This is a genomic window from Methylophaga sp. (assembly GCF_965655755.1).
In the GTDB taxonomy this organism is placed as follows: Bacteria; Pseudomonadota; Gammaproteobacteria; order Nitrosococcales; family Methylophagaceae; genus Methylophaga.
Window position 1 is genome coordinate 46,311 of sequence record NZ_CBFHHW010000007.1, and the last position, 26,485, is coordinate 72,795.

The window sequence follows — 26,485 nt, forward strand, 5'->3', positions numbered from 1 at the left end:
CGAGGACGTCTTTATCCATATTTAATTTTTTAAGGTTACCCGTCGTTGGGTTGTGACTCGGAGTATAGTTTGCAGGTAATATGCCAACTAAATACCTAATTTTTTATTGTTAAATATCAGATGTTTATATTTTTTCTTAAACTATCGCCTGCAACATCTGCACAGTTTTAGTTGTCTGTATCGACTAACGCACTCGACTGGTGCGCAGGAATTCAGACTGTTTTTTTCGGTTCAAGCAAATTAGCCGTGGCCAGAATATTCTGGGCCAATTGGGCCAGACGCATATTCTGATTCATCGCCGAACTACGCAGCATGCGATAGGCTTCATCTTCAGTGCATTGACGTTGCTCCATAATCAAACCTTTGGCACGGTCAATCACTTTTCGATCCGCCAGTGATGTTTTCAATTCTTTTAGCTGATTTTGCATCGTCTGATATTGTTTGAATCGGGCTAATGCAGTTCGCAAAATGGGCTGCACCCTATCCTCGCGTAAGCCATCGACAATATAAGCACTGACGCCGGCCTCAATCGCCTGCTCGATGGCATCATCCCGGTCATCATGAGTAAAGATCACAATAGGGAGCGGGAATTGCTCATTAATAACCTTGAACTTGTTTAATACCTGTTTATCACTGGTGTCCATGATGGCAATGATTAACTCCGGTTCAACACTCCACTTCAAAGAAAGTAATTGCTGTAGTGTGTTACCTTCAAAAATAATGTTGTAGCCAGTGTTCGCCAGCGCCTTTTCAAGCTTGGTTGTCAATAAAGGCTGCTCACTGATAACAATGGTATTAATCGCATCGGCAGTGGAATTCATAGCGACAGTGCTCATATCATTCTTCTGTGTTGGTGAGAGGCATAGTGGATGATGATGCCGAACACTTTCAGCACTTCATCAATAGCCCGGGTGGAAAGATTAAAATAGTCATTTGTATCAATCTGCAGACGTCCCTCTTTGAGCACTTGTGTTTCGACCATGTCGACCAACTTTTCAACTGTGCTTTTAATCGAGTGAGAAGCCCCCTGCAACTTACTTTGCAAGTCATCATTTTTGATACTGTTAATTTCTTTAAGCAATTCTTGCGTTGTGTTTTGGACCGAAATTCTAAGAAAATCAATAATAATCCTGTCCGCCCCCTCGCATGTACCGTGTGCACATATACCAGAACCGATAGCACGAGTCTGTCCCACTGTCTCAGCGACACGAAGCGTATCCAGACACACCTCAGAAACACGCGTAGTTCGATCCAGCATCATGCGATGTAAATCGTGATCACGCATAACATCATCAAGTAATGACAGCTGACCATCGATCATTAAGCTATGTTGCCGAACCAGATTATGTGATTTGAGATCACCAGCAAGCGCATGCCTTTTCAGTCTTGGCCAATGTTCGGCAAATGATTCCCATTGCGGAAAACGCTGCAAATTATCACTGTAGTTGCTCTGAACCAGACGATCGATGTCGCTCTGCAAATTAACCAGTTGGGGTTTGAGTTTGTTATTTCCCTGGTTAATGGCATTGCTTGTACCACGATGCTTCTGACAACTATCGATAATACGTTTCAGATGCACCGTCAGAACAATACCTTGTTCAATTCGGTTACGCTCCTGTTTTCTCAGGGAAACGAAACGACCAATCAGAAAAATCAAACATAGAACGGTGAAACCACCGACAAACATCGGATACATCTTTGCTCTCCAATGAAATAGGTCTAGCCTGCCTGATTAATCCCAAGCTGCCAGAAAACCAGCCATGATGCCCAACGGTGAAATCATGACCATGAATACTAATTTCACCAACTCTTTCAGCAGATACATAAAATCAATCAGATATCCCATAACAGCCTCCTGCAAGTTAGTAACATCAATGGATTTGCATAAGCTGTGCCAAGTGTTTTTTACTTTAAATTCATAAGCTTATGAAATTGATCTTATTTATCAATGCTACATCTTGGTGTCAGGAAGTAGGAGGTGAACAAATGTGGTGCAACTTATCTTTATATCCGATACAAAAAAGCCGGGCTAAGCCCGGCTTTTTAATCTTTCTGCTATTTCAAAATTAGAATTTAACTTGACCCCAAAGCCAGAATTTTTCGGTGTCTGTGCCACCAAACTCATCATCCGCATTATAGTCAGCATATTTCACACCCAAGGTGTAATGCTTTTTGAAAGTTTTCGCCAACATTACGTCGAATTCATCACCCGCATCCAGGCTGTTCTCATCGGTTTCGTAGTCATGGTAAACGGCAACCAATTTTGCCCCCATTACATTTCCGACTAAAGTGACGTAAGTATCTTCCAGACCTTGTGCTGGTGTACTCAGGAATTTATCTGCCCAGCCTTGGTAAGCATGATTGGTTCCGAGTGGTGTTCTGAACGCATCTACACCATCACCCTCTTGCACTTCATGTGAGAGTTTCAACAACCAACCTTTATATTTACCGCCCAGTTCAAGCAGGTAATAATTCTGCTGATCCATCTCCCCCTCAGCGTAATCGTCCTGCGTCGCATACTCGGCGGTATAAATGACTTTGAAGTCGTCATTAACTGATTGACCACCTGCCAGTCTCAAGCCATAGGTCGCGGTTGAATTTTTGTTGTCATCAACTGCGTCCTCATAATCGAGTAGATAGGTATAACCTTCCAGCGTACCGATAGGCAGACCACTGTACTGGATATTGAATAAGTGGCTATCCATGTCGATATCACCATCATTAAGGATTGGAGCGACCGTTCGGTCTTCACCAAAAATGGTATGTACCTGGTTCAGATAGGCATAGCTTATGGTCGTATCTGGTAGCGATTTGTTGACGATGGTGAACGCATCAAAAGTCTGCCAGTTTTGTCTCCAACCTACTGTACCTATGTACCTGTGAAATGGCGCATCACGATAAGTGATAATTTGGCGACCAAATTTAAAGGTGGAATCAAAGTTATTGTATGCCAGATAGGCCTGATTTACTTCAGTCCCTTCCGGGTCCGCCACAATAGCGTAATCGCCTTCGCCATTGGTACCTGCCGCGTTGAAATTATCGGATCCCAGATGTGAAACATCTTCAAACTCAACAAAACCACTGAAACCATGAAACACGCCAGTTTTATATCCTAACGTGGTACGCAAGGTGTAAGCATCAGCATCTTTAGTAGCGTTATTTCCATCATCAACATTCTCGTAGCGTGCACGCGCTGAGAAGCTGACCTTTCCCCCGGTCAATGCATCCATAAACGCATCTTCGGCTTGAACAGTTGCTGGAGAAAAAGCAAAGCTACTGAGACCGGAAGCCATAATAGTCAGGGCAGTCAATTTTTTCATACGTGGCATGTTTTATCCTCATAAAAAAAGCCACGACTTCATTAAATGAAGATCATGGCTTCGTTACCTTGGTTTAAAGAAATATATTATTAAGTTTTATGATTGCACCGTTGCAGAGTCACTGACTGTTGTTTTGCAACCATGATGCCAACTTCTTATCTTATTGTTTTTTAAATATTTTTTATAATTGCATAATGGAAAGGGATTTGAAATGCACCAATAGAATACTTATTTAAATAAATGATGCACTACATCGGGCCACTGAATCAGTGACCGAGTAGTTTTTTAAGCTCAGGAATACAGGATCCACAGTTGGTGCCCGCATTGAGTTTGGCACCAATGGCATCAACTGAATCAAGCTCACCACTGGAAATAGCGTCTTTCAGTGTATTCTCACCGACGCCAAAACAGGAACAGACAATAGCGCCACTATCTTTCTGACCTTTTCCAGGCTGCCCCACCAGCAAACTATAACGCTCTTCATCCGTCAGGCTTGGGGATGTAAAGAGTTGTGATAACCAAGAACGTGCTGGCAAGTCATGGTGAGGTGCAATAAATACAACACCTTCAAGGCGATTGCCAACGATGACTCCGGCGCGATAGCGTCCGGCTTTTTTATCTATAAAGTCGAGCCACTCACCATCCGTCCCCAAGTGTTTTTGAGCCCATACATCAGGGTGCTGCATTTCTTGCTCCCCAGCAATTTCATAGCGCCAGAATTGTGCGCCACGAACTTTAACCCAATAGTTGGCATCTTTAACCGAAAGCGGATGGCGGGACAGAATAAACCCATGCCATACCGGCTTATAAGGACGAATATTGACTGGTGTGTGCTTAGACTCAGGCTGGCCGGAAATAGGATCAACAACAGCTGACACTAACGCATCAACCCGTGCCATAGAAGCCGACTGATTACTCCAGTGAATGGGAACGAATACACTACCCGGTCTTTGTTCCTCGGTGATAACCACACGAACAATCATTTTGCCCAGCTTGCTGGTAACTTTGGCCAGCGCACCACCAACCAGATCCCAGTTTTGTGCATCAACCGGATGAATCTGCACCATCGGTTCCGGGATATGAGCGTTCAATCTCACCGCACGACCGGTTCGCGTCATCGTATGCCATTGATCCCGAATGCGACCTGTATTAAGAACAAGTGGGTATTCATCGGACGTCTTGTTTTCAGGCAGTTTTGGTTCAATCGGCACCATCCTGGCCTTACCACTGGGCGTGAAAAACTTTCTATCAATAAACATACGAGCAGTGCCTGCTGGTGCAGTCTCGTTAACAGGCCATTGAATCGGTGCTAGATTTTCAAACGCTTCATCTGTGATATCAGCTAAACCACTTAAATCAAAGTCACGACTGCCGTCATTTTCGAATGCCGATAAACGTGCGTGCTCCCTGAAGACATCAACTGGTTTTTCAAACTGAAAGGCTTTTTCAAACCCCATTTTTCTGGCAACTTGAGTGATGATCCACCAATCAGGTCTCGCCTCACCCGGTACCGGTAAAAATTTACGTTGGTGACTAATGCGTCGTTCCGAATTTGTTACCGTACCGTCTTTTTCTCCCCAGGCTGCAGCTGGTAGCAAAATATCTGCAAGTTCAGTCGTATCCGTATTCGTTTCGCATTCCGAGACCACCACCAGTTCACATTTCTCCAGTGCGGCTTTTACCTTATCGGCATCAGGTAGACTCACTACGGGATTAGTTGCCATGATCCAAACGGCTTTAATTTTACCGTCGTAGATATCGTTAAATAAATCCACTGCCTTGGCACCATTTTCAGTAGCCAGTTGCTCCGTCTCCCAGAAACGGGAAACGCGATCGTGATGTTCTGGATTCGTGATTTCCATATGTGCGGCGAGCTGATTACTCAAGCCCCCTACTTCACGCCCACCCATAGCATTAGGTTGACCGGTAATGGAAAAAGGACCCATCGCTGGTTTACCTACCCGGCCTGTTGCGATGTGACAATTGAGAATACTGTTACTTTTATCTGTTCCAGAAGTCGACTGATTCACGCCCTGCGAATACAGAGTGATCGCTCTTTCAGTGGACGCGAACAGCTGGTAAAACTTAATGATATCTTCTTCAGGAAGTTCCGTAACAGCCGATACTTGAGGAATATTTCCAGCCGACTCTTTTGCCGCTTTCAATGCAGCTGAAAAACCCTCAGCATGCTGCTCAAGGAAATCCAAATCCAGATAATCTTCTTTCTTCAGATAATTTAGCAGGCCATTAAATAAGGTCGCATCACTGCCGGGTCGAAGAGGTAAATGCAGATCGGCCAATTCACATGTGGCTGTTTTACGAGGGTCGATCACCACCACTTTCATTTCCGGTCGATCTTGCTTTGCTTTTACAATTCTCTGAAAAAGTACTGGATGACACCAGGCAAGGTTCGAACCTGTAATGACAATTAAATCAGCAAGTTCCAGATCTTCATAACTACATGGAACTGAATCACTTCCAAATGCACGTTTGTAACCCGCCACTGCAGAGGACATACATAAACGCGAATTGGTATCGATGTTAGCGCTGCCAATAAATCCTTTCATCAGCTTATTGGCTGTGTAATAGTCTTCCGTCAAGACCTGACCAGACACATAGAAGCCCACGGAATTAGGCCCGTGTCTGGCAATAATGTCTTTGAATTTCCGGCTTACCGTGTCGAGAGCATTATCCCAGGTCACCCGTTTACCATCTATTTTGGGGTGTAACAGTCTATTGCCAAGGTCGACTGTTTCCCCCAAAGCTGAACCTTTAGAACATAAGCGTCCCAAGTTTGCCGGATGGTTTGGATCGCCCTCAACAGTAACTGTGCCGTCGGTTTGTGGCGTCGCCAAGACACCACAACCGACACCACAATAAGGACAGGTAGTTTGAATAGTGTGTTCTTTACCCAAAACAATTAACTCTTTTTATAGCGAAATATAAACCACACCGTTTTCGACTTTAGTTTCAAAGGTACGTGTGCAGCCCTCATCCGGTCCGGTCGCTTGACCACTTTCCATATCAATGACCCAATTATGTAATGGGCAGGCTACGCGATTATCATAAACAATACCCTGAGATAAGGGACCTTGTTTATGTGGACAACGGTCAAATAATGCAAAGACTTCATCGCCTGCAGTTCTAAATACGGCTACGTCGCCGTCAGAAGTCACTAAGACACGCGACCCTTTATTTGGAATATCGGCCAGTGGGCCAACTTCAGTCCAGCTCATGCTTACCTCTAACTTACTTGTTTAATGGGAATATAGTTTTCTTTGTGCTTAGCCGCTTGTTCTGCCCAGGGATCATTCTGAGCATTCTTTTGCGACTCATAAAAACGTTCAGCCAGAAGCTTACGGTTTTTGTCATCTTCAACGACGAGCGCCTGAACATGATTCAAACCTACACGCTCTATCCATGGGGCAGTGCGTTCAAGATAATGCCCTTCCTCACGGTATAACTGCATGTATGCAGCCACATATTCCATGGCTTCTTCTTCTGTTGCAACTTTGCACAGGAAGTCAGTTGCTCGAACTTTGATACCGCCGTTTCCACCAACATGAAGTTCATAGCCAGAATCAACACACACCACACCGATATCTTTAATGGTTGCTTCAGCACAATTCCTTGGACAACCTGATACCGCAATTTTGAATTTATGCGGTGTCCAGCTACCCCAGGTCATTTTTTCAAGTTTGATTCCAAGACCGGTTGAATCCTGAGTACCAAAACGACACCATTCACTACCGACACAGGTCTTAACCGTACGCAATGATTTACCGTAGGCGTGGCCCGAAACAAAACCCGCCTCGCTTAGATCCGCCCACATTTTTGGCAAATCATCTTTTTTCACGCCTAAAAGATCAATACGCTGACCACCGGTGATTTTCACCGTAGGCACATCATATTTTTCTGAAATGTCAGCAATAGCCCTTAACTCACCCGGATTGGTCACACCACCCCAGATACGTGGAACAACGGAATAGGTTCCATCCTTTTGGATATTGGCATGCACCCGCTCATTAATGAAACGAGACTGCGGATCATCCTGATAGTCGCTGGGCCATGCACTCAACATATAATAGTTCAACGCAGGACGACATGAATGACAACCATCTGGATTTTTCCATTCCAAGGCTTCTATCAACTGAGGAATATTCAATAATTCCTGCTCTTTGATAGCCGTCTTAACTTCATCGTGTGACAGATCAGTACAACCACACATCGGCTTTTTACTTGGTGTGTCATTAAAGTCTGAGCCTAATGCTGAAGCCAGAATTTGTTCTACAAGGCCGGTACAAGAGCCACATGAAGCTGATGCTTTAGTGTGTGCTTTAACTTCATCCAGGCTGAACAGACTATGTTCAGAGATGGCTTTGGTGATATCGCCTTTGCACACACCGTTACAACCACAAATTTCTGCATCGTCCGGTAAATTATCGGTCGAGTTAGCTGCGCCATGGCCTGAATCCCCAAGATGATGCTGACCAAACAGCATGTTTTCACGGATATCAGAAATATCGGTTGCATCACGCATTAATTGGAAATACCAGGTGCCATCACTGGTATCGCCATACAACACCACACCAATGAGACGATCGTCTCTGACAACAAGTTTTTTGTAGACATGACGCGCCGCATCTTTGAATACCAGGTCTTCGGTGTCCTCATCACCGTTAAAGTCACCAGCCGAGAATAAATCGATCCCCGTCACTTTCAATTTGGTTGAAGTCACAGAACTGATATAACGGGCGATACCCATTTGTGCCAGATGATTCGCACAGACTTTGGACTGTTCAAATAAAGGCGCAACCAGACCAAAGGTCTGATTCCGATGCTGCACACATTCACCCACAGAGTAGATGGTTGGATCAAATGTCTGCATCGTGTCGTCAACGACGATACCGCGGTCACAATGAATACCAGCAGATTCAGCCAACTCAATGTTTGGACGGATACCCACAGCCATTACTACCAGATCAGCATCAATCTCACTGCCATCTTTAAAAGTAAGTTTCTCAACACGGCCATCACCATCAATGGATTCAGTCGCATGATTCATCAGAAATTTCAGCCCTTTTCCTTTCAACTCTTCCAGCATTAAATCTGATGCGGGCTTATCCAACTGCTGATTCATTAAAATACCGCTGATATGAACAACGGTGACGTCCATCCCTTGCAGCATTAAACCATTGGCTGCTTCAAGACCGAGAAGACCACCACCGATAACAACGGCTTTCTTATGCGTTTTAGATGTCGACAGCATCTCGTCAACATCTTTAATGTCACGGAAACTAATAACGCCGGGTAAATCAGCACCGGGAAGTGGCAACATAAAGGGTCTGGATCCCGTTGCCAGAAGTAGACGATCATAACTTTCAACCGTGCCATCATCCGAAATAACCTGACGTTTAACACGATCTATTTTGGTGATTTTCTTACCGGCATGCAGCGTGATGTTATTGTCGTCGTACCACTGCATGTCATTAATCATGATTTCATCTATGGTTTTCTCACCCGCCAGCACTGGCGATAACATGATGCGGTTATAGTTGCCGTAAGGCTCTTCACCAAAAACAGTAATGTCGTACTTTTCGGGGGCGAGCTTAAGCAGTTCTTCAAGCGTCCGTACCCCGGCCATTCCATTACCAATAAGGACTAATTTTTCTCTCATGGATCTCTCCGATAATAACTATTTTAATACTATGGCAATGACCGTGCCATTTATTAAATTATTGATATCATTGGAAATACTTATTATGGAAAGCGCTTAATTGGTGCATCACTTACTTATTTACGCACCAAGCTGAAGCATCTCTGGTACTTATTGATGCAAAACGATTTTAGACTATGAGTTCCAGCAAGGATGGCGTTCCGCTACTTCTTAATGTTATTTTTTTCTCTATTAATATTAGTTACTTACATTATCTGTTTATTTTTGGTGCATCTTTTTCTGTGAAACAAAACTAAATCCCCAATAAAATTCTGATGAAAATCAAATCTGATCATTAATCATTTCGTACCGATTTTGTGAAAATCGACGGTATCGACGGTGAATTTGTTGCCAATATGGTTGATAACCAGAAAGATCACGCTGTGGTCAGATGCATCTCAATGCTTGCACACGAACTCAACGCGGCCACGATTGCAGAGTATGTAGAGAGTGAAGCAGTTCTGGATGCAATACGTGAAATCGGTATTACCTACGCTCAGGGCTATCACATAAGAAGACCAACGCCGTATATTCTGTCATCAGAATATGATGTTACTCAGCAAAAAGTGACTATGTGAGTCATTCGTCAGCGGCTTTCTGATCTTGCAGACACGTCCTTGTGACTGCATCAGAAATCGCTTAGGGTTTTGTATTCCAGATATGTGACTTCATTTTCCACTCATCGGCGTTGTTTTTTTCGAATACAATGCCGAGCACTCCACCAAACTGTACAGTATTCTGTTCTGCATCGACGCCATTGGCCTGCCAATATGCGAGCTGTGTGATTTGCTTATCAGTAGCCATAACATCAATAGTTTCAATCTGGTGATTATGCACGCCATTTTGTATAAATCCGGCAAACAATTTTTCAATTTCAGCGTGCCCTTTTAGTACTTCACCATTACCCGGTGACAGCGTTGCGTCCTCTGCATACAGCGTCACTAATCTATCAATCTTGCCGTCATTCAAGGCGCTGTTCCACTGCTGGTTGGCATTTTTCACGATGTTTTGAGGTAATAACTCTGCTGCGTTTACCTGAAAACTCATTATTAATACTGCTGCAATAACAAAAATATTTCTCATCGTTTATCTCCATAGAGTTATAGTTAGTTAGCTAACTATTTGGTTAAAAAATTCTTACTCGAAAACCTGACGTTGATTTTTTAACTGTAACAGGGCGTCCATGAAATTCTCACCCTCTGTTTCAGTTAAAACCGACATTAAATGATTCAAACGCTGGTAGTAATCCGGCATGACCTCATCAAGCTTGCCTTGTCCTTTCTCCGTTAATTTGACTCTACTTTGGCGACGATCATTATTCGCTGTGAGCCGCGTGACTAATTCATCTCGTTGTAGACCATTAAGTAAACCGGTCATTGTGGCACGACTCACTCCCGCCTGTTTTGCCAGTTTGGAAGGTGTGGAAATTAAGTCATCTTCACGCATCAATAAAATCAAAACCCACCATCGCCCCTGCAGAAGCTGATGCTTAGCCAGGAACTGATCCAATCCATTAGATAAGTCAGAAGCCACTCGTAAAAAAGTCAGAAACTGTAGAATCTGATCGACATTCGCATCCGGATAACGTTCTGCGAACTTTTTCAGTATCTCTGCATCGGGTAAATCTTTAACGTGTAGCATGAGTTTATTATAGTTAGCCAGCTAACTAAATGTAAATGATTATTTCAAATAAGGATTCAGCTTCGTTTAAGTTTCGGTTTTTAGTATAGGAACCGTTCATTAACAAAGGAGAACAAAATGAAAACTTTTACAGCAGTAACCTTAAGCAGTCTGATGGCCCTGGCTACTACAGCAGGGATTGCACAAGCTGATGATGATATGCGTGAAATGAAGACTTTATCTGAAGGTTTGGGCTTGATTAGCTTTGAAGAGGCTAAGGCCAAAGCTCTCGAAGCCAAACCCGGTGTCATTGAGGATGCGGATTTAGAAGATCGTGACTTCAAAAAAGGCTGGGATTATGAATTTGAAATCGTCGATGCAGATGCCAATGAATGGGAAGTCTACATTGATGCCAAAACAGGCGAAGTACGTAAAATTGAAAAAGACTGGTTCTAATTCGAAAGAAAAGACTGCAGGTGCAGTGTCACCTGCAGTCCTCCTTCCTCTGCTTGTTCCAATAACCAATTCCCCTCATAACATTCAACGTTATCAAAAACGATAGCGAGTCCCAACCCGCTTCCTGGTGTCGGAACTATTGAGGGGCGATGCCCAATACAACGATTTTTTAAAAGTTTTAAGACACAATGGTTGCATAAAAGAGGTCATCGTTCTTTAGTTGAGTAGAAGCATGCTGTGATTAGCTATATGATCATTTATTATGGCTGAGTCAGGCCTCACCAACATAATGACGTTTTATCGACAAACGCCAAAGAATTGAAGTTCTGGTTGACCTGAGTGGTGGCCAGTTTTACTTGACCGCTATTCATAGTTTAGTTTGTCGCTATGGGTAATCGCCCATTACCATTCTTTTATTAGAGACTTTCATGGAAGCAGAACTTAGAGAAATACGCGATCACCTGAGTCAACACCCCCCTTTTGATAAGTTGCTGGATGAGTTGTTAGATGATGTCGTGGGCAATATTGAGATTACCTATTTTAAGGCAGACTCGGTAATCCTCGAGCAAGGACAACCTATCCACGAACTCTCCTATATTCGTAGCGGCGCTGTCGAGACCTATCACTACAATGGTGAGCTCTATAACCGTTTAGAAGAAGGGGATATTTTTGGTCAATTTGGTCTTTTGCGACAAGGTAAAGTCCGCTTTCCGGTAAAGGCCATAGAGGATACCTTGCTTTATCAAATCCCCAAGACTAGTTTTGATCGCCTCTGTGACAATGATAGCTTTGCTGATTTTGTGGAGCTGTCTGGTTCACGCTTGAAAAGCACCGTAGACGAGAGCTTGCGTGAAAATGACTTGATGACGACGCGGGTACGAAAGTTGATCAGTCGTTTGCCCCTGATGGTGGAAACCACAGTGTCGATTCAGGAGACCGCTCGGCTGATGACTGAAAACGTGGTCTCATCAGTGCTTTTAATTGAGCCCGCAGACGAGGAAGATAGTGATGGCGTCTTTAGAGGTGATGAGGGCGGACTCTGGCGGCTGAAAGGCATGGTCACCGATGAAGATTTAAGGTCTCAGGTTGTTGCTGCCGGAGTCAAAACGGATGAGTCGATAGGTCAACTTAGTGATGGCCGCTTAATTACTATTCAGTCTGATGAGTCGGTCAACGAAGCCATGTTGACGATGTTGCGTAATCATATTCAGCGGTTGCCAGTGCTGCATCGACGTCGCCCGGTTGGTGTTTTACATCTGTCTGATATTGTTCGTTACGAAACCAACAGCAGCCTCTATTTGGCGAGTAATATTTTTAGCCGGAACTCAGTGCGTGATTTGTCACGATTGGTTCCAGAAATACGCGCCGCTTTCATACGCCTGGTAGAAGCTGGCTCGAACGCAAAGATGATTGGCGATGCTATGTCCAGTATCGGACGTAGCCTGATGCGGCGTTTGATCGAGCTGGCTGAAGATGAATTAGGACCCGCGCCTATACCTTATTGTTTTATGGTGCATGGTTCTCTGGCTCGCCACGAGCAATCGGTAATAACGGATCAGGATAATGCGCTTTTATTACATGATAGTTTCGATCCAAAGCAGCACGATGAATACTTTAAAATGTTGGCGCAAAAAGTCAGCGATGGTTTGGATGCCTGTGGCTACGAATACTGTAAAGGGGGCATTATGGCCACCAATGATCAATGGCGTCAGCCCCTCGCACAATGGCGACGCTATTTCGATGAATGGATTGCCGACCCCGATCCTCAACGGCTTTTACACAGCTGTATTTTTTTCGATCTGGATGCTGTGTATGGCGAAGAATATTTAGTGGAAAACCTGCAAGATATGATTGCAACCAAAGCGCGTCATAATCCTCGCTTTTTGGGTGCGATGGCGCGTAATACATTGAATCGAAGACCCCCTTTGGGTTTCTTTCGTACCTTTGTAATGGAAACCGACGGTCGTCAGCACAAGGTGATTAATATCAAGGGTCGAGGTCTGGCTCCTATAACGGATGTGATTCGTGTTCATGCGTTAGCGGTTGGTTCACGGGCTCAGAACAGTGTTGACCGTTTGCGGGATATTGAACAGGCAAATATTTTGCCTGCTGGCCAGGTCGATAAACTGCACTATGCGTTGGAGTTTATTGCTTTAGTACGCATGCGTCATCAAGCGCTTGAACTACAGAATGATGAGCCTATGGACAATGCTATTGAACCAGAAAATATTGATACAACAGAGCGGCACAATCTGAAAGAGGCTTTCCAAGTGGTCAATAATGCACAGAATTTTCTTCGTTATCGTTACCCTTACTCGGCTTAATGAATGTTTAGAAAACGATCGCAACAGAGTGTGATTGACGAGTGGCAGCGTTATCAAGCCCAGCAGGCGAAGGCTTGTGTCAATCCGACACTACAGCGCTTTTATAAAATGCCGCTGACGGATCCTGAAATGCCTCTGTCGGAAGTGTCGTTTGTGGCCCTGGATTTTGAAACGACTGGATTAGACCCTAAGTACAATGAAATAGTTAGCTTCGGTCTAGTGCCTTTTACCATGCGAAGTATTCGACCATCCGAGGGTTATTATCAGGTGGTGAAGCCGAAGTGTAGTTTGTCTGAAGAGTCTATTGCCTTTCATCGTATTACTCACTCTCAAGTAGACACTGCACCGCCGTTGGAAATAGTGTTAGATGAGTTGTTGGAGCGTTTGAGTGGTTGTGTAGTCGTTGTTCATTACCAACATATAGAGCGACCTTTTCTGGACTTGGCCTGCCATAAATTATGGGGAGAACATTGTTTATTCCCATTGATTGATACGATGGCAATCGAAGCGCGTTGGGAGCGCAAAGGTTGGAAAAACCAGTTGAAAGAAACGTTGGGTATACAGCCTGTGTCCATTCGACTCGATGATAGTCGACAACGGTATGGTTTGCCGCCATATTCAGCTCACCATGCCAAGGTAGATGCCATGGCCACGGCTGAACTCTTTTTAGCTCAGGTGGCCAGGCATTACTCTCCCACAACGGCCATTGGCCAATTGTGGGATTGAATTGGTCAGGCTACCTAGGCTCGGTCATTAAGCCGCGAACAATAGCATAACAACCTACCAGTAGCACGATTGTGAAAGGCAGACCTGCAGAGATGGATGCCGCTTGTAATGCAGCGAGTCCACCACCCAGCAGCAAGGCGACAGCGATAGCACCTTCGATAACCCCCCAGAACACACGCTGTGGTTTAGGTGCGTCGATTTTGCCACCGGCAGTAATGGTATCGATAACCAATGAGCCGGAGTCTGAAGAGGTGACAAAAAATACAATGACCAGGATTATGCCGATAAACGACGTGATCTCAGTGAGGGGAAGCTGTTCCAGCATCACAAAAAGTTTTAGCGACAGATCTGCTGACACAACACCCTCAAAGCCAGACTGTAGTTGCGTGATCGCATTGGTGCCGAATGCGGTCATCCAGAAAACCGAGACGATAGATGGAATCAATAGCACCGAGATTAAAAAGTCACGCACTGTACGACCACGACTGACTCGAGCAATAAACATGCCCACAAAAGGTGACCAGCTAATCCACCAAGCCCAATAGAATGTGGTCCAGCCTTGACTGAAGTTAGCGTCTTCACGGCCAAACGGATTCGACAATGCCGGGAGTTCAGTGAAATAGCTGCTTAGGTTAGAAAAGAAGTTTGAAACAATAAGCAAGGTGGGACCAACAAACACCACAAACATGAGCAGTGCAAAAGCCAGTATCATGTTAATTTCTGATAACCGTTTTACCCCTTTGTCGACACCGGCCACAATAGAGATAATAGCGATAGAGGTGATGGCCGCGATGAGTAGAACCAGTACTATATTTCCATCGCCTACGCCAAACAAATGATTTAACCCCGACGCCGCTTGTTGCGCACCAAGTCCCAATGAGGTTGCCAGACCGAAGAGTGTCGCAAACACCGCCAAAATATCGATAAGGTGACCAGGCCAGCCCCAAACTCTCTCCCCCAATAAGGGGTAGAAGATAGAACGAACTGTGAGCGGTAAGCCTTTATTGAATGAGAAGATAGCCAGTGACAACGCCACAATGGCATAAATAGCCCAAGGGTGCAGACCCCAGTGAAAAATTGTGGCGGCCATACCCAGCTGCCGTGCAGCTTCAGGGTCGCCGGCTGCCCCACCGAGTGGTGCCCAATCGGTTCTCAGACCATCAGGGCCCACGCTGGTACCCCCAAAAGCACTGTTATAGTGAGACAGCGGCTCTGATACACCGTAGAAAACCAGTCCAATGCCCATACCGGCTGCAAAAAGCATAGAAAACCAGGAAAGCCGAGAAAAGTCTGGCTTGGCCTCAGCCCCGCCGATGCGAATACGACCCAATGGTGAAATAATCAAGCCCAGGCATAAGACGACGAATATGTTGGCAGACAACAGGAAAAACCATGTCATGTTGCTATTGATCCAATTTTTACTGGCCTCGAAGATCCTGGTGGATTGTTCGGGTAAAGCCAGTGACAGAAGAACAAAAGCCAATACAACAATTGCTGAAACGATAAAAACAACACCATGGAGATCAACGCTGATTCCCAAATGCTTGGCCCGGTAGTTATCTTGTCCAATCTGATAATCAGTATCGATCAAATTGGCTGCGCCATTAGGTGCGGGTACACCTGCTGATTGAGGTTCAGCGGAGTTATCGGATTGATTACTCACGTTGCTCTCCTTTTATTAAAGCGTTTTTGTATGAGTGTAAGCACACTATAAAAATTCAACACCGTCTGCTGGCGGTGTTGATTAAAACATTTGGGCTTAAAAGTAATACCCGAAATTGATCAGGAAGCGGGTCTGCCAGTCGTCGTCGGTGTTGGCTCCGAGACGATCGCCGAAGGCTGCATCACCACCGACAAACTCGTTGCCGTTGGAAAAGCCAACTTCATTGTAGATGTACCAACCACCACGAGCCAAAGCCACACCGGCAACGATCATTTCACTGTCGTTGAATCCACCCTGATCTTTCACGATGGAACTGTATTCCAGATAAGGCAGCATGTAGTCTAGCCAGGCAATGTTATTGGTCGGTTGGTAATAGCTGAGTGAGACGGCAGGTACCCATCCTTTTGCAGCCGCTGTACTTGGAAAGTCATAAGCACCAAATTGCACCAGGTCATTTGTACCTAGCGCCTGGTCAGCATCAACATCAAATTCATAGCGTGTCAATTGTGTCGCTAACTTAAGGTTACCCCACTGATTGACCATATGCACCGAGGCGGCGTAATGTTCACCATCGGATTGTACCCCGTTGCTTTTCAGTTCACCTGCTTGCAGTGAGAAACCCAGGTCGGTTGAACTATCCTCACTGCTATTAAATGAATAGATACCCCGAACATTGATTTGATTGCGTTCTTCATAGCCATCACCAGACTCATCGACAACATCATAGGAGTAGCGGGCACTATCACGACTGGCACCAGCATAATGACCTTCGTCACCGGCGTAATAGGCCACATCCCACGCCCATTTACCATGTTGTGTACTGTATTTAACCCCTAGGTCCATATCATCTGACAGGCCTAGGTAATAGTGTTGGTCGAACAACCAGGCCTGTGAGAGACCATAGGCGCCAGGACCAAAAGGCACGCGATTAACACCCAGTTGAATCTGACTGTTGTCGTCAGGGCTGTAACCTACCCAACCGGTATGCAAGAAATTATAGCCATCGTACCAACGATATTCGATTTTAGCTGAGTAAGGTCCGTTGTTGTAATCCAAGTTCACACGCAGGGTATCCAGTCCAACATTACCTTCATCTTCCCAGGCACGACCTGGCGCACCGCTATCATTGGCGGTGTAATCACCTACTGTGTACATGGCACGAATAGCGCCGCCCACTGTCCAATTTCCTATCTTAATGGGCGCGTCAGCATCGGTGAGCTTCGCATTGGTTTCCGCCAGATCTTTATTTTCAGTTTGCATGCTTTCAAGTTCAGCATTGACCGAATTTAATTCCGCTTCTAGCTGTTGAATACGCGCTTTGAGTTCTGCCTCGCTAGCCGCAAAAGCCGAGCCTGAGGTGAAAAGCAGAAGACTCAACAAAGGGAGATGAGCCCATTTTTTTAGTGATGAGTTTGAATTTAATTCTTCCCGAACAGGAGGGCAGTATGTGAGTAAGGTCATTTATCGAATCTTATAAATTATGGTTAATGGTTGAGTACACGCTTGCTTTATAAGTAACCGTGAATTTACATCAACTCTACAGTAGCGAGCTTGAACTGTGCAAACTGCTATCTGTGTATAGGCTCATAATCATCGCGTCTTCATCCGTGCCAAAATGACCCGCTTTACCTTCTTATCCCTGGAATTACGCAATGTACGTCGTTTGAAAGGAGAGCCCTCGAAGGACAAGATGTGAGTGAGCGAGGGACTTTTTGAATATAAGCAATTTCTAAACAGATAATGTCCTATTGGACAAAGTCTCCTTTAAACCTTAGTTTGGTGTCGAAGAAAACTAAAGATGGAATTTAATTTTACTTTGATTCTCAATGACAGAGCAGGAGATAAAATCATGTATTCAACTATTATGGTACCGGTTGATCTGGAACATGCCGCCACCTTGGAAAAAGCAATCAAAACCGCTGCTGATATTGGTAAGCTATACCAATCTAAAGTCATACTTGTTGGGGTAGTAAGCTCCGCACCGAGCAGCGTGGCTCACAATCCGGAGGAGTTCGCACAGAAACTGGAACACTTCACCCAGTCACACACTGAACAATGTGGCTACCCGATGGAGTCAAAAGCCGTGACTTGCAACGACCCTGTGGCAGAACTGGATCGGGCGCTGGAAAAAGTCGGTGATGAGGTTGGTGCTGACTTAGTGGTCATGGCATCACATGTTCCGGGTTTCATGGATCATCTGTTCCATGCCAATGCTAGCCATCTGGCGGAGCACGAGCATATTTCGGTATTCATCGTTCGCTGAATAATAAGTGTCGGCTACCCGGGCTTTGTCAGATTGACTCACTGGGAAATCTACATTGACACCAACATAGGCGAAGTACGTCAAATTGAAAAAGACGAAGCCTAATCCGAAGGAAAAGACTGCAGTTGCACAGTCACCTGCAGTCCTCCCTTGTCTGCTTGGTCAAATAACAAATTACCCCCATAACTTTCTACGATATCAAACACGATAGCGAGTCCAAGACCACTACCCGCTATGGATTCATCCGCTCTAAACCCTCTCCGCGTCAAATTAGATAAGTCTTCAACCTCACAACCAGGTCCATCATCTTCAATGACTATTTTCAGTCCGTCTTGCATGGTAAGCAAAATGTGAACATCGTGCTGACACCACTTGCAGGCGTTATCTAACAGGTTTCCCAGTAACTCTAAAATATCTTCACGATCACCGTTAAAACGAACGTCATCGTCAATGTCCGTTGTTATACGCAATGATTTACCCTGATGAATAAGCTTTAATGTATCGGTTAGTTGGTTGAGCATATCGGGGAGGTCCACGCCTTTACCCGGCAGGGTAAAACCTGATAATCGAGCACGTTTGAGTTCACGCTCAATAATCTGACGTATTGATTCCGTTTGTTGGTAGATCAGTTGCTGTGTTTCCGGAGCATTTTTCATACTCTCCTTATCTGCAAGCTGATTCAGTAATGTGAGTTGTGTTTTCAGACGGTGTGCAAGATTACCCAGAGATTGTCGGGACCGACGGGTTTTGACAATCATACTGTTTGTCAGTCGATTCAGTTCCGATAGCAGCGGTCGGATTTCATCAGGAGCCTGCTCATCGACTTCATTGATTTCTCCTTTTGCTAATTGGGCTAATTGACGTCGGGCATGATTAAGCGGTCGTAATACCTGCCGAATCATACCCACCTGAAACAATAATAAAATCAGGACACCAATAGCAGAGACCAGACTAAAGTTACGTACCAAACGCTGTTTTTCCGACAACATCCAGTCAATATTTTCAGCTACAGTAATGGTAAATTGATGACCCTGCTTGTAATAACCTGCGACTACAGCGAGCAAGGGTTGCTTTGCCGGGCCATCCAGATACAAAATATCTCTCATTCCCGTTTCAACAGGAGCTGTCGCCAGACTAAAATCCCACAATGAACGCGAGTAAAGTTTTTGTTGTTGTGATTCTATGGTGAAGTAAAGGCCTGAAAATGCCCGTTGGTAGTTGCTACTAAGTGAATCTTCATTCAGCTGTAACTCACCCGAGTTAGTGATATTCAAATTGGCCAGCAGGCTTTCTGTCTCTTCCTGAAGCTGGATAATGACTTGTTTTTCAACAAGTTCCTTGACTGTGTAAGTCAGCCACAGCCATTGCCCCAGCAGTAATGCCGCGAGTAATGCCGTCAAACCAAACATAAGACGACTACGAATAGACGTCATTGCACATCATCACCGAAAATATAGCCTTGTCCGCGACGCGTGTGGATTAGGCTCTGTCCAAGCTTGTGGCGAAGTCGGTTCACATATACTTCCATCACATTACTGTCTTTATCGCTATCTAATTGATACACATGTTCGGTTAATGTTGATTTTGAGAGCAGTTTCCCCGGATTCAGCATGAAGTAACGTAGCAGTTTAAACTCCGTGCCCGTTAAAGAGAGTTTGTCACCGGACGCCAAAGTGACACTCTGGTCGGACTCATTCAGATCCAGTCCCGCATACGTTAGCTTTCCTGGACTCATGCCTGAGCTACGTCGCAAAACAGCCTGAATACGCACCAGTAACTCTTCGGTTTGGAATGGTTTCGCCAGGTAATCATCGGCACCGGCTTTAAAGCCGAGTACCTTATCTTCCCAAGCATCGCGAGCTGTTAGGATAATAACGGGGATCGTATTGTGGCGATCACGCCAATGCTGTAAAACATCCAGACCGGATTGACCGGGTAACCCCAAATCGAGGACAACGAGATCGTAAGGTTCGATATCTCCCATGGCTTCGCCATCAATGCCATCCTGAGAAACATCGGTAGCAAATCCCGCTCTATTAAGTGCTGTTTGCAGATTTGATGCGAGAACCCGATCGTCTTCAACCAGCAAGATACGCACGATCAGTCCTCATTTTCTAATTCGATTAACTCTCCGGTCCTGGCATCCAATTCAACTTCCCAGACCTGACCTTTATTATCAAGAATCTCAAGTTCGTAAACATAGCGTCCATCGTCACGCTCTAAGTCGGTTTCAAGAATCTGACCTGATTTGAATGTGGCAGCCAGTTCAATGATCTTTTCCAGAGGAAGAATGTCACCCTGTAACTGCAGTTGTCTCGCTCTGTATGCGTCATCATCAGCATGGCTTATGGCGCCAGGCAAGATCACGCTTAGACTTATAAACGATAAGACAACAAGATATGAAGCTTTTTTTAGCATCCTAGACTCTACATTAGAACCAATAGCTTCATCCTACACAGACAAGCTTAATCCAAGCTGAAAATAGGTTTCTTTATTGCTGTACCATTGTAAATATTCGGATAACTTCGTCATTTTTGAGAATAACGTGCGTATCACTACTCCCTGAGACACGATACATCCACTTTTCGAAATGGTCTTCTTGTACTTTGGCTGTTTCATCTGCACCCAATGCCGGGCGAACGTGCTTGCTAATATAAGCTGGCTCCCAGTTCTGACCGCATGTCGCTTTGATATCATCAGCACTCATACCCAACTCGATCGCCTTGGCACCACATTTCAAGGTTTCCATATCACTGCTACCAGCCCAGCCAGTGCTGGTTAATGCAAAACCAGCTACTAAGGCAATAGTATTGACTGTTTTTATCATTTCTCTCTCCATCCACTTTTTCCAGAATCTGAAGATAACATAAAATTGAGTCACTAAACGCTAAGTTGGTCGCAAAACCCAGTTATCAAACAACGTACACAAAAAGCATCTATTTTTCATATTGAATCAACACATCATCAATAACCTGCTCTTGATTACAACTAAACAGGTCGTAATATTGGCTACCACTGCAGAACTCATTCAAGCTGTTAGAAAAAAGGAAAATAAGTAATTTAACCTGTCAGATTTGACGTGCATGACGCACATCGTCAAAACGTAATATCAGCTGTCACCGGTAAATGATCTGAGGCTTTTTTGGCTAACGCCGTTTTGTGTGCGGATACATTAAGTAAGTGGTGTCGGGGATTTACCCAGATTCTATCTAATGCTAAAAAAGGCCACACAGAGGGAAAGCTGTTTATAGCAGGCGTCATATCAAAATAAGCCTTCAACCAGCGCAAGGGACGGCCCCACAAAAACCATTCATTTAGATCGCCCATCAAAACGGTAGTATCCGCTGTCTCAGTCTCAAACAGAGACAAGATTTTTTGCACCTGAAAACGACGTTCTTTTGGTTTAAGACCGAAATGAGTGGCATACACTAACAGTCGGTGTTCATCGATATTCAAACTGAGCTGAATAACACCGCGTGGTTCATGATCGTCCAAACTGACATCGATGAGTTGATGAGCGCTTGCAGGCAGCCGCGTCAGAAGCGCATTACCATAATGTCGCGTCTCACGGAACATGGTAGGGCCTGCTAATCCTTGCATTCCCGTTTGTTGAGCAAGAAAGTCGAGCAAATCAACGTCTTGAACCAGATGATGTTCCACCTCCTGTAATGCAACAATATCAGCATCCAACTCATTGATGACAGCCGCAATCCGGAATGGGTCAAAATGGCCATCAGTTCCGATGCAGGCATGAATATTATAACTAGCCAGTTTAAGTTGCATCAGGGTGATTACACTTCCTCTTCTTCCTGTTTCTGGTTAAGAACCCTCTTTAAAACCAACATCACAGCAATAATAACGGCGATGATAATAACAAATACGGCTATTTGTCCCGGTTTCGGTTCTTGAACCGTTTTTAATAATGAGTCTGCAAATACAGTCAACCCTAAAATCCCGGGCAACATCCCCAATAATGTGCCCAACACAAAGTCTCTGGCTTTGATGTGTGAGGCACCAGCTACAAGATTAATTACGACAAAGGGTGCAACCGGTATTATCCGTACAGTGATGATTGCCAATATACCGTGATGTGCAAGTCGCCGACTCAGCCGATTGATGCTTGATCCAGCCAGCTTCTGGACAGTTTTTCTTCCCAGATGATGCCCCACACCGTAAGCCATTAATGCACTGAGTAAAGCGCCTATCACTGAATAGAACGTGCCCCAGACAGGCCCAAAAGTTAATGCTGTGGTAACAATGAGCAGGGTAACGGGAAAGGCTAGTAAACCTGCCAGACTAAAGGCCACCAGAACTAAAAGTGGTGTCAGCGGGTGAGCCTTAATACTTTCTGCTGCATTTTTTAAGGTTTCAGGGTTGAGCCATTCACTCAGTGGTGTGAAACGCCAAACAACAGTTAATGCAATAACCGCGAGTAATACGACGACAATTTTCCACCACTGCTTGCGAGCAGATCCTGGCTGTTCAATCGGAATGAACATCTGTGTCATCTGCTCAGGCTGGAGTGGTCGTTCTGGATCGACTATGGCGGATCGAGGCAACATCTGTTCAGCCATTTCAGGCACGCCACAATCAAGTGGTTTTAGTGTCCGCTTGCCCTCCTGACGGGCATCAATCATTTTAATCAATGACCCTTCCTGTGATAGATTCTTACGAAGAGCTTCTTCACTTAAGTCAAAGTGTTCTGACAGTAGGCGTTCCCGAAAACGACTTACTCGATCACGCTCGCCGTCATTGGTGGCCTCAATGGCAAGATCACACTCACTATCCAGCCCCATTGAACGGTTACTGAGGTTGGCTGAGCCGACCCGTAAAAAAGTATCATCAATGACCATTATTTTGGCATGAACACTGATATAACTACTGCCAAATGCCTCATTATGTGGATAGCAGATACGCAGCCTGTTATGGTCATCAGCCTCTTGCAAACGACAGGCAACGCGATGGCGCAACACATCCATAGTCATTTGTTCGAGCCAGCCGCCCGTCATTAAAGGCAATACCAATACAATGTCCGGACCGGTTCGCTGTTGCAGCGACTCGGCTAACAAATCGGCCACTTTCCACGATGTAAAATATTGATTTTCAATATAAATCAGCTTATCAGCCGCTCTAATACTATCGGTGAATAACTGCTCTACTTCACGTACTTCTGGATGATTTTCATATTCAGGAAAGGTACGGGCAATACCAACATCAACGTTTTCAAACCAGGCGTCTACCTGCTCAGGCCATGCTGAATCATTTTTTTTATCCGCCGGCGTTAATTGCTCACCTGTTGCCCGGAACCAGCGCTCTCTGGCAAGTTCAGCCAATACTTTTGCCGTCTTACCACTGACCAGCATTTGTACATCGTGAAACGGTGGATAAGGTTGTTTATCTGGGTCAATCCGCCTGTCATCATCAGGATTGTGGCTTGATGTATCCCAGCGATGTTTACCGAGGTCAAAACCGCCTGAAAAAGCAATTTCATCATCAATAACCACCACTTTCTGATGCTGTGAGGCCCCTAGAGGGCATTCACCATCCAGCTTGAAATGCAATCTGGGCTGTGACTTCAAGGTGGGTTTATACATCGGCAGCCACTCACGCTCCAATGTATACACCATGGCCCAATCCCAGTTCAGGATATACACATTGAGTTCAGAGTTTTGCTTTAAGACTTCACTGATGAACGCGCCTAATTCTTCCGGTAAATCACTCGGTTTATCTTCTTTTCTGATCAATCGCATCCGACTGTCTATATCCCATGACAGGATATAAACTGACTGACGAGCTTTTTGTATAGCGCTATGAAACGCGCCGAAATAATTTTCTCCGTCAATCAGGAGTGCAACTTTGTCAGATTTTACTTTCTGCCAGCAATTGACCCCGGGCTGAAGAATCGTTGTATTACTCACATCAGACCTCGAACTATCTGCACATCCGCTTTTACGGGATGCATTTTTTTACGGTGTTATAGCGCACGATATCCAGCGCATTGATTGTCCAAACCAAAGTGTCATTGGCGTTTAACTGTCTTTCCGTTACTGCGGGTATCACAGCGAAGACACTGCAACATACTATATTTAATGAAATGGAGGCTTCCTTGCTCAAATATCGAAGACATGACCACATTGTAATGGTGCTAGCAAAAGATCACATTATTACGAGCACAAAAATAGCATAGCCTTTTTTTAAAAGCACGACTTAGCAGGTCAGCTATCTAGACTGTCTCCCCCCACCTCATTGGGCCGTTCAAGATGCCTCAAGATGAAAGATTGCTTGTTTAAAATAACGCGATAGGACTGGACCATTACAATGTATTCATCAGCGCTGTTGTTTTCCTAGCTCTTTTGGCAATCTGCCATAAACATATACGCCAAAGGTCATCTAAACCGTCGTAAAAATAATCAATACAGCTTTTATTTATCAAAATAGTCGCGGGTAGAGTCTGTGCCAGGCCGCCAGGCTGGCGCAATCACATTCGGCATTGATGATTTTTCAAGTAACCTCGCCGGCGCCAGGGTAAACTCACCGTAACGCTGGTTAACTTTATCCATCGTGAGATTGACATGTTTTCTGTGTAAGTCATCTTCAGCAAACAAGTCCAGCTGCTTTCCCTGTTGCGGCGCTAATGCAGTGACTTGCACCTGCCACACCCCCTGCCCCGTCCAGTACAAATGCAGAAACTGATGGCACAGTTGATAAATAATGTGTCCGTCATCGGTATAGAAACCGGCGTGGGCTTTTGTTTTCAGCCAGCCGCCTTCGGTTTTCAAGCCAATAAAAAAGGTTTCGGCCTGATAATGAAAACACCGCATGCGTGCCGCGACTTTTTCTGACATATGCTGAAAATAAGTGAGTACCACTTTTTTCTCACGGGTTTGTGGCGGTAATACTTTGCCATGACCAATCGTTTTAGGAGCCCTAACGTTATATGTTAACGGCTCCGGATCCTTGCCCTGTGCCATGAACCAGATACGCCTTCCCAGATGACCGAAACGTTTTGCCAATAGACTCATCGGCACCCGTTTCATATCACCGCAACGAATAATACCGTAACGCCCCAGAAAGCTGCCGATCCCTTTATTAATTCCGCTTAATTCGGTTACTAACTCGGGTGCGAGGATTTGTTCAGCCAGATCGGGGTGAATGATGGTCAGGCCATCGGGTTTGTCTTTTTTTGCTGCGAACTTCGCGGTTGTACGATCACCACTCACGCCAACCGAGCAGCGCAGGCCGGAAGCCATAAACACGCGACGTTTAATTCGCTGGCCAATATCTAATGCCCCCTCATAAAGCTGTTGGCAACGGCTCAGGTCAAGAAAGGCCTCGTCGACACTATAGACTTCAATATCGGGGGTAATATCGACTAATGCCGTCATGATTTGTCGGGATATCTGGGCGTAACGGTTAGGCCGTGAAGGCGCCTGAATCAGTGCCGGACAAAGTTGCCGAGCCTGTTTCAGGCGCATACCTGTATGAATACCAAACGCTCTTGCCTGATACGACGAGGTGATAATGGTCGAGCCTAATTCACCATTGGTCACGGCAACGGGTTTATTCCCCCAGTCAGGATGATCCAGCTGTTCTATCTGAGCAAAAAAGCAGTCCATATCGACCAGGGCAATCATCCTTGGCCAATGCTTTGTCTGCCGTGCCGTCACCGTTAAGGATAGGTGCGTAACTGCCCGACGATGACGCCCTGCACACGCACACGATTAGCCGGTAAAGTCACCGGTTCATAATTCGCATTGGCTGGCATCAGCGTGATCGTATTATCGTCATTGAATAATAACGTTTTTAATGTCGCATCAAAGCCATCTACCAGTGCCACCACAATATCGCCATGGCGGGCGGTCGATTGCGATTGCACCACAACATAATCACCTGACATGATCGACTTCTCAATCATCGAGTCACCGTTCACCTTCAGTACAAACCGGCCTTTGCCGGTAAACATATCACTGAGATCAATTTCTGATTCATCGGCAATCGCTTCAACCAGACGACCCGCTGCGATGCGCCCCATCACCGGTAAGGTGACCGGGTCGCCAGTGATATTCTCCGGCTGGTCGGTTAAACGCAATCCCCGGGTACGACCCACATGACGTTCTAACAGACCCGCATCCACCAGCGCCTGAATATAACGGTGGGTGGTGCCTTGTGAACTGATACCTAACCCCTCAGCAATCTCAGATACCAACGGTGAACGTCCATGCTCATCCACATAATGACGAATAAAATCCAGTGTATTTTGTTCACGTTCAGTCAGCATAATCCTCTTCCTCTTAGAGAAAATAGTGAGAAGAGAAAATATAGAGAACTTTAAGAAATTAAACAAGTGGAATTTTCAATGCGTCCAATGCTGTGAAAAACCAAAAATAAGTCATTGTT

Annotated in this window: 23 protein-coding genes; 5 read left to right on the top strand and 18 right to left on the bottom strand. The window is 45.1% G+C overall.

Annotation, left to right across the window (positions count from 1 at the left end):
* Positions 1 to 212: 212 nt before the first annotated feature.
* The 6 genes from ACTF5U_RS04120 to nirB all read right to left on the bottom strand — a co-directional run bounded on the left by ACTF5U_RS04120 (position 213) and on the right by nirB (position 8,997).
* Positions 213 to 821, bottom strand: coding sequence for an ANTAR domain-containing response regulator (locus ACTF5U_RS04120; RefSeq protein WP_438970372.1), 609 nt, complete (start codon positions 819 to 821; stop codon positions 213 to 215).
* 11 nt (positions 822 to 832) lie between these two features.
* The gene (locus ACTF5U_RS04125; protein WP_438970373.1) at positions 833 to 1,696 is read right to left on the bottom strand and encodes a nitrate- and nitrite sensing domain-containing protein; all 864 of its coding nucleotides are present in this window, start codon (positions 1,694 to 1,696) and stop codon (positions 833 to 835) included.
* A gap of 370 nt (positions 1,697 to 2,066) precedes the next feature.
* On the bottom strand, positions 2,067 to 3,320 hold the full coding sequence (locus tag ACTF5U_RS04130; RefSeq protein ID WP_438970374.1) for a hypothetical protein: 1,254 nt from the start codon (positions 3,318 to 3,320) through the stop codon (positions 2,067 to 2,069).
* A 266-nt stretch (positions 3,321 to 3,586) separates the two neighbouring features.
* The gene (locus ACTF5U_RS04135) at positions 3,587 to 6,235 is read right to left on the bottom strand and encodes a molybdopterin-dependent oxidoreductase (protein WP_438970375.1); all 2,649 of its coding nucleotides are present in this window, start codon (positions 6,233 to 6,235) and stop codon (positions 3,587 to 3,589) included.
* A 15-nt stretch (positions 6,236 to 6,250) separates the two neighbouring features.
* Entirely contained in the window at positions 6,251 to 6,556 is a 306-nt protein-coding gene (gene nirD / locus ACTF5U_RS04140; protein WP_438970376.1) for a nitrite reductase small subunit NirD, read from the bottom strand.
* An 8-nt stretch (positions 6,557 to 6,564) separates the two neighbouring features.
* Positions 6,565 to 8,997 carry a nitrite reductase large subunit NirB gene (gene nirB / locus ACTF5U_RS04145; protein ID WP_438970377.1) on the bottom strand — a complete coding sequence of 811 codons (2,433 nt, stop codon included), beginning with the start codon at positions 8,995 to 8,997 and terminating at the stop codon, positions 6,565 to 6,567.
* Between the two features lie 356 nt (positions 8,998 to 9,353).
* On the opposite strand from nirB, the gene ACTF5U_RS04150 reads away from it, so the two are divergent.
* The gene (locus tag ACTF5U_RS04150) at positions 9,354 to 9,614 is read left to right on the top strand and encodes an EAL domain-containing protein (protein ID WP_438970378.1); all 261 of its coding nucleotides are present in this window, start codon (positions 9,354 to 9,356) and stop codon (positions 9,612 to 9,614) included.
* A 61-nt stretch (positions 9,615 to 9,675) separates the two neighbouring features.
* On the opposite strand, the gene ACTF5U_RS04155 is transcribed toward ACTF5U_RS04150, so the two are convergent.
* Positions 9,676 to 10,119: a YybH family protein gene (locus tag ACTF5U_RS04155; RefSeq protein WP_438970379.1), complete on the bottom strand. Its 444-nt coding sequence runs from the start codon at positions 10,117 to 10,119 to the stop codon at positions 9,676 to 9,678.
* A gap of 54 nt (positions 10,120 to 10,173) precedes the next feature.
* A complete protein-coding gene (locus ACTF5U_RS04160) occupies positions 10,174 to 10,677 on the bottom strand; it encodes a MarR family winged helix-turn-helix transcriptional regulator (protein WP_438970380.1) in 504 nt (167 codons plus the stop codon).
* 117 nt (positions 10,678 to 10,794) lie between these two features.
* On the opposite strand from ACTF5U_RS04160, the gene ACTF5U_RS04165 reads away from it, so the two are divergent.
* The 3 genes from ACTF5U_RS04165 to ACTF5U_RS04175 all read left to right on the top strand — a co-directional run bounded on the left by ACTF5U_RS04165 (position 10,795) and on the right by ACTF5U_RS04175 (position 14,162).
* Entirely contained in the window at positions 10,795 to 11,112 is a 318-nt protein-coding gene (locus tag ACTF5U_RS04165) for a PepSY domain-containing protein (RefSeq protein WP_438970381.1), read from the top strand.
* Between the two features lie 428 nt (positions 11,113 to 11,540).
* A complete protein-coding gene (locus tag ACTF5U_RS04170; RefSeq protein ID WP_438970382.1) occupies positions 11,541 to 13,436 on the top strand; it encodes a DUF294 nucleotidyltransferase-like domain-containing protein in 1,896 nt (631 codons plus the stop codon).
* Between the two features lie 3 nt (positions 13,437 to 13,439).
* Entirely contained in the window at positions 13,440 to 14,162 is a 723-nt protein-coding gene (locus tag ACTF5U_RS04175) for a 3'-5' exonuclease (RefSeq protein ID WP_438970383.1), read from the top strand.
* Between the two features lie 10 nt (positions 14,163 to 14,172).
* Here ACTF5U_RS04175 and ACTF5U_RS04180 read toward each other — a convergent pair whose 3' ends face one another.
* Together ACTF5U_RS04180 and ACTF5U_RS04185 are read right to left on the bottom strand one after the other, a co-directional pair.
* Positions 14,173 to 15,825, bottom strand: a complete 1,653-nt coding sequence (locus ACTF5U_RS04180; protein WP_438970384.1) for a BCCT family transporter — start codon at positions 15,823 to 15,825, stop codon at positions 14,173 to 14,175.
* A gap of 96 nt (positions 15,826 to 15,921) precedes the next feature.
* Positions 15,922 to 17,286 (bottom strand): hypothetical protein, encoded by a 1,365-nt coding sequence (locus ACTF5U_RS04185; protein ID WP_438970385.1) that lies wholly within the window; start codon positions 17,284 to 17,286, stop codon positions 15,922 to 15,924.
* A 388-nt stretch (positions 17,287 to 17,674) separates the two neighbouring features.
* Between ACTF5U_RS04185 and ACTF5U_RS04190 the strand changes: the two genes are divergently transcribed.
* Entirely contained in the window at positions 17,675 to 18,088 is a 414-nt protein-coding gene (locus tag ACTF5U_RS04190; protein WP_438970386.1) for a universal stress protein, read from the top strand.
* A gap of 101 nt (positions 18,089 to 18,189) precedes the next feature.
* On the opposite strand, the gene ACTF5U_RS04195 is transcribed toward ACTF5U_RS04190, so the two are convergent.
* From ACTF5U_RS04195 to lexA, 8 genes are all read right to left on the bottom strand, one after another.
* Positions 18,190 to 19,521 (bottom strand): sensor histidine kinase, encoded by a 1,332-nt coding sequence (locus tag ACTF5U_RS04195; RefSeq protein ID WP_438970387.1) that lies wholly within the window; start codon positions 19,519 to 19,521, stop codon positions 18,190 to 18,192.
* The gene (locus tag ACTF5U_RS04200; protein WP_438970388.1) at positions 19,518 to 20,186 is read right to left on the bottom strand and encodes a response regulator transcription factor; all 669 of its coding nucleotides are present in this window, start codon (positions 20,184 to 20,186) and stop codon (positions 19,518 to 19,520) included. Before ACTF5U_RS04200 ends, ACTF5U_RS04195 begins: the two co-directional genes overlap by 4 nt.
* Before the next feature lie 2 nt (positions 20,187 to 20,188).
* The gene (locus tag ACTF5U_RS04205) at positions 20,189 to 20,506 is read right to left on the bottom strand and encodes a PepSY domain-containing protein (protein WP_438970389.1); all 318 of its coding nucleotides are present in this window, start codon (positions 20,504 to 20,506) and stop codon (positions 20,189 to 20,191) included.
* Between the two features lie 73 nt (positions 20,507 to 20,579).
* Complete coding sequence (locus ACTF5U_RS04210; protein WP_438970390.1) at positions 20,580 to 20,915, bottom strand: DUF2845 domain-containing protein; 336 nt, start codon at positions 20,913 to 20,915, stop codon at positions 20,580 to 20,582.
* Between the two features lie 269 nt (positions 20,916 to 21,184).
* Positions 21,185 to 21,871: an endonuclease/exonuclease/phosphatase family protein gene (locus ACTF5U_RS04215; RefSeq protein WP_438970391.1), complete on the bottom strand. Its 687-nt coding sequence runs from the start codon at positions 21,869 to 21,871 to the stop codon at positions 21,185 to 21,187.
* Between the two features lie 8 nt (positions 21,872 to 21,879).
* On the bottom strand, positions 21,880 to 24,006 hold the full coding sequence (locus ACTF5U_RS04220) for a VTT domain-containing protein (RefSeq protein WP_438970392.1): 2,127 nt from the start codon (positions 24,004 to 24,006) through the stop codon (positions 21,880 to 21,882).
* A gap of 504 nt (positions 24,007 to 24,510) precedes the next feature.
* Positions 24,511 to 25,722, bottom strand: coding sequence for a DNA polymerase Y family protein (locus ACTF5U_RS04225; protein WP_438970393.1), 1,212 nt, complete (start codon positions 25,720 to 25,722; stop codon positions 24,511 to 24,513).
* 35 nt (positions 25,723 to 25,757) lie between these two features.
* Positions 25,758 to 26,366 (bottom strand): transcriptional repressor LexA, encoded by a 609-nt coding sequence (lexA, locus tag ACTF5U_RS04230; RefSeq protein ID WP_438970394.1) that lies wholly within the window; start codon positions 26,364 to 26,366, stop codon positions 25,758 to 25,760.
* Positions 26,367 to 26,485: the final 119 nt, after the last annotated feature.

Bases quoted from the DNA above. Each gene is read 5' to 3' on its own strand.
- ACTF5U_RS04120 (WP_438970372.1), bottom strand. From the start codon at position 821: ATGAATTCCACTGCCGATGCGATTAATACCATTGTTATCAGTGAGCAG.
- ACTF5U_RS04125 (WP_438970373.1), bottom strand. From the start codon at position 1,696: ATGTATCCGATGTTTGTCGGTGGTTTCACCGTTCTATGTTTGATTTTT.
- ACTF5U_RS04130 (WP_438970374.1), bottom strand. From the start codon at position 3,320: ATGAAAAAATTGACTGCCCTGACTATTATGGCTTCCGGTCTCAGTAGC.
- nirD (WP_438970376.1), bottom strand. From the start codon at position 6,556: ATGAGCTGGACTGAAGTTGGCCCACTGGCCGATATTCCAAATAAAGGG.
- nirB (WP_438970377.1), bottom strand. From the start codon at position 8,997: ATGAGAGAAAAATTAGTCCTTATTGGTAATGGAATGGCCGGGGTACGG.
- ACTF5U_RS04155 (WP_438970379.1), bottom strand. From the start codon at position 10,119: ATGAGAAATATTTTTGTTATTGCAGCAGTATTAATAATGAGTTTTCAG.
- ACTF5U_RS04160 (WP_438970380.1), bottom strand. From the start codon at position 10,677: ATGCTACACGTTAAAGATTTACCCGATGCAGAGATACTGAAAAAGTTC.
- ACTF5U_RS04165 (WP_438970381.1), top strand. From the start codon at position 10,795: ATGAAAACTTTTACAGCAGTAACCTTAAGCAGTCTGATGGCCCTGGCT.
- ACTF5U_RS04170 (WP_438970382.1), top strand. From the start codon at position 11,541: ATGGAAGCAGAACTTAGAGAAATACGCGATCACCTGAGTCAACACCCC.
- ACTF5U_RS04175 (WP_438970383.1), top strand. From the start codon at position 13,440: ATGTTTAGAAAACGATCGCAACAGAGTGTGATTGACGAGTGGCAGCGT.
- ACTF5U_RS04185 (WP_438970385.1), bottom strand. From the start codon at position 17,286: ATGACCTTACTCACATACTGCCCTCCTGTTCGGGAAGAATTAAATTCA.
- ACTF5U_RS04190 (WP_438970386.1), top strand. From the start codon at position 17,675: ATGTATTCAACTATTATGGTACCGGTTGATCTGGAACATGCCGCCACC.
- ACTF5U_RS04195 (WP_438970387.1), bottom strand. From the start codon at position 19,521: ATGACGTCTATTCGTAGTCGTCTTATGTTTGGTTTGACGGCATTACTC.
- ACTF5U_RS04205 (WP_438970389.1), bottom strand. From the start codon at position 20,506: ATGCTAAAAAAAGCTTCATATCTTGTTGTCTTATCGTTTATAAGTCTA.
- ACTF5U_RS04210 (WP_438970390.1), bottom strand. From the start codon at position 20,915: ATGATAAAAACAGTCAATACTATTGCCTTAGTAGCTGGTTTTGCATTA.
- ACTF5U_RS04215 (WP_438970391.1), bottom strand. From the start codon at position 21,871: ATGCAACTTAAACTGGCTAGTTATAATATTCATGCCTGCATCGGAACT.
- ACTF5U_RS04225 (WP_438970393.1), bottom strand. From the start codon at position 25,722: ATGATTGCCCTGGTCGATATGGACTGCTTTTTTGCTCAGATAGAACAG.
- lexA (WP_438970394.1), bottom strand. From the start codon at position 26,366: ATGCTGACTGAACGTGAACAAAATACACTGGATTTTATTCGTCATTAT.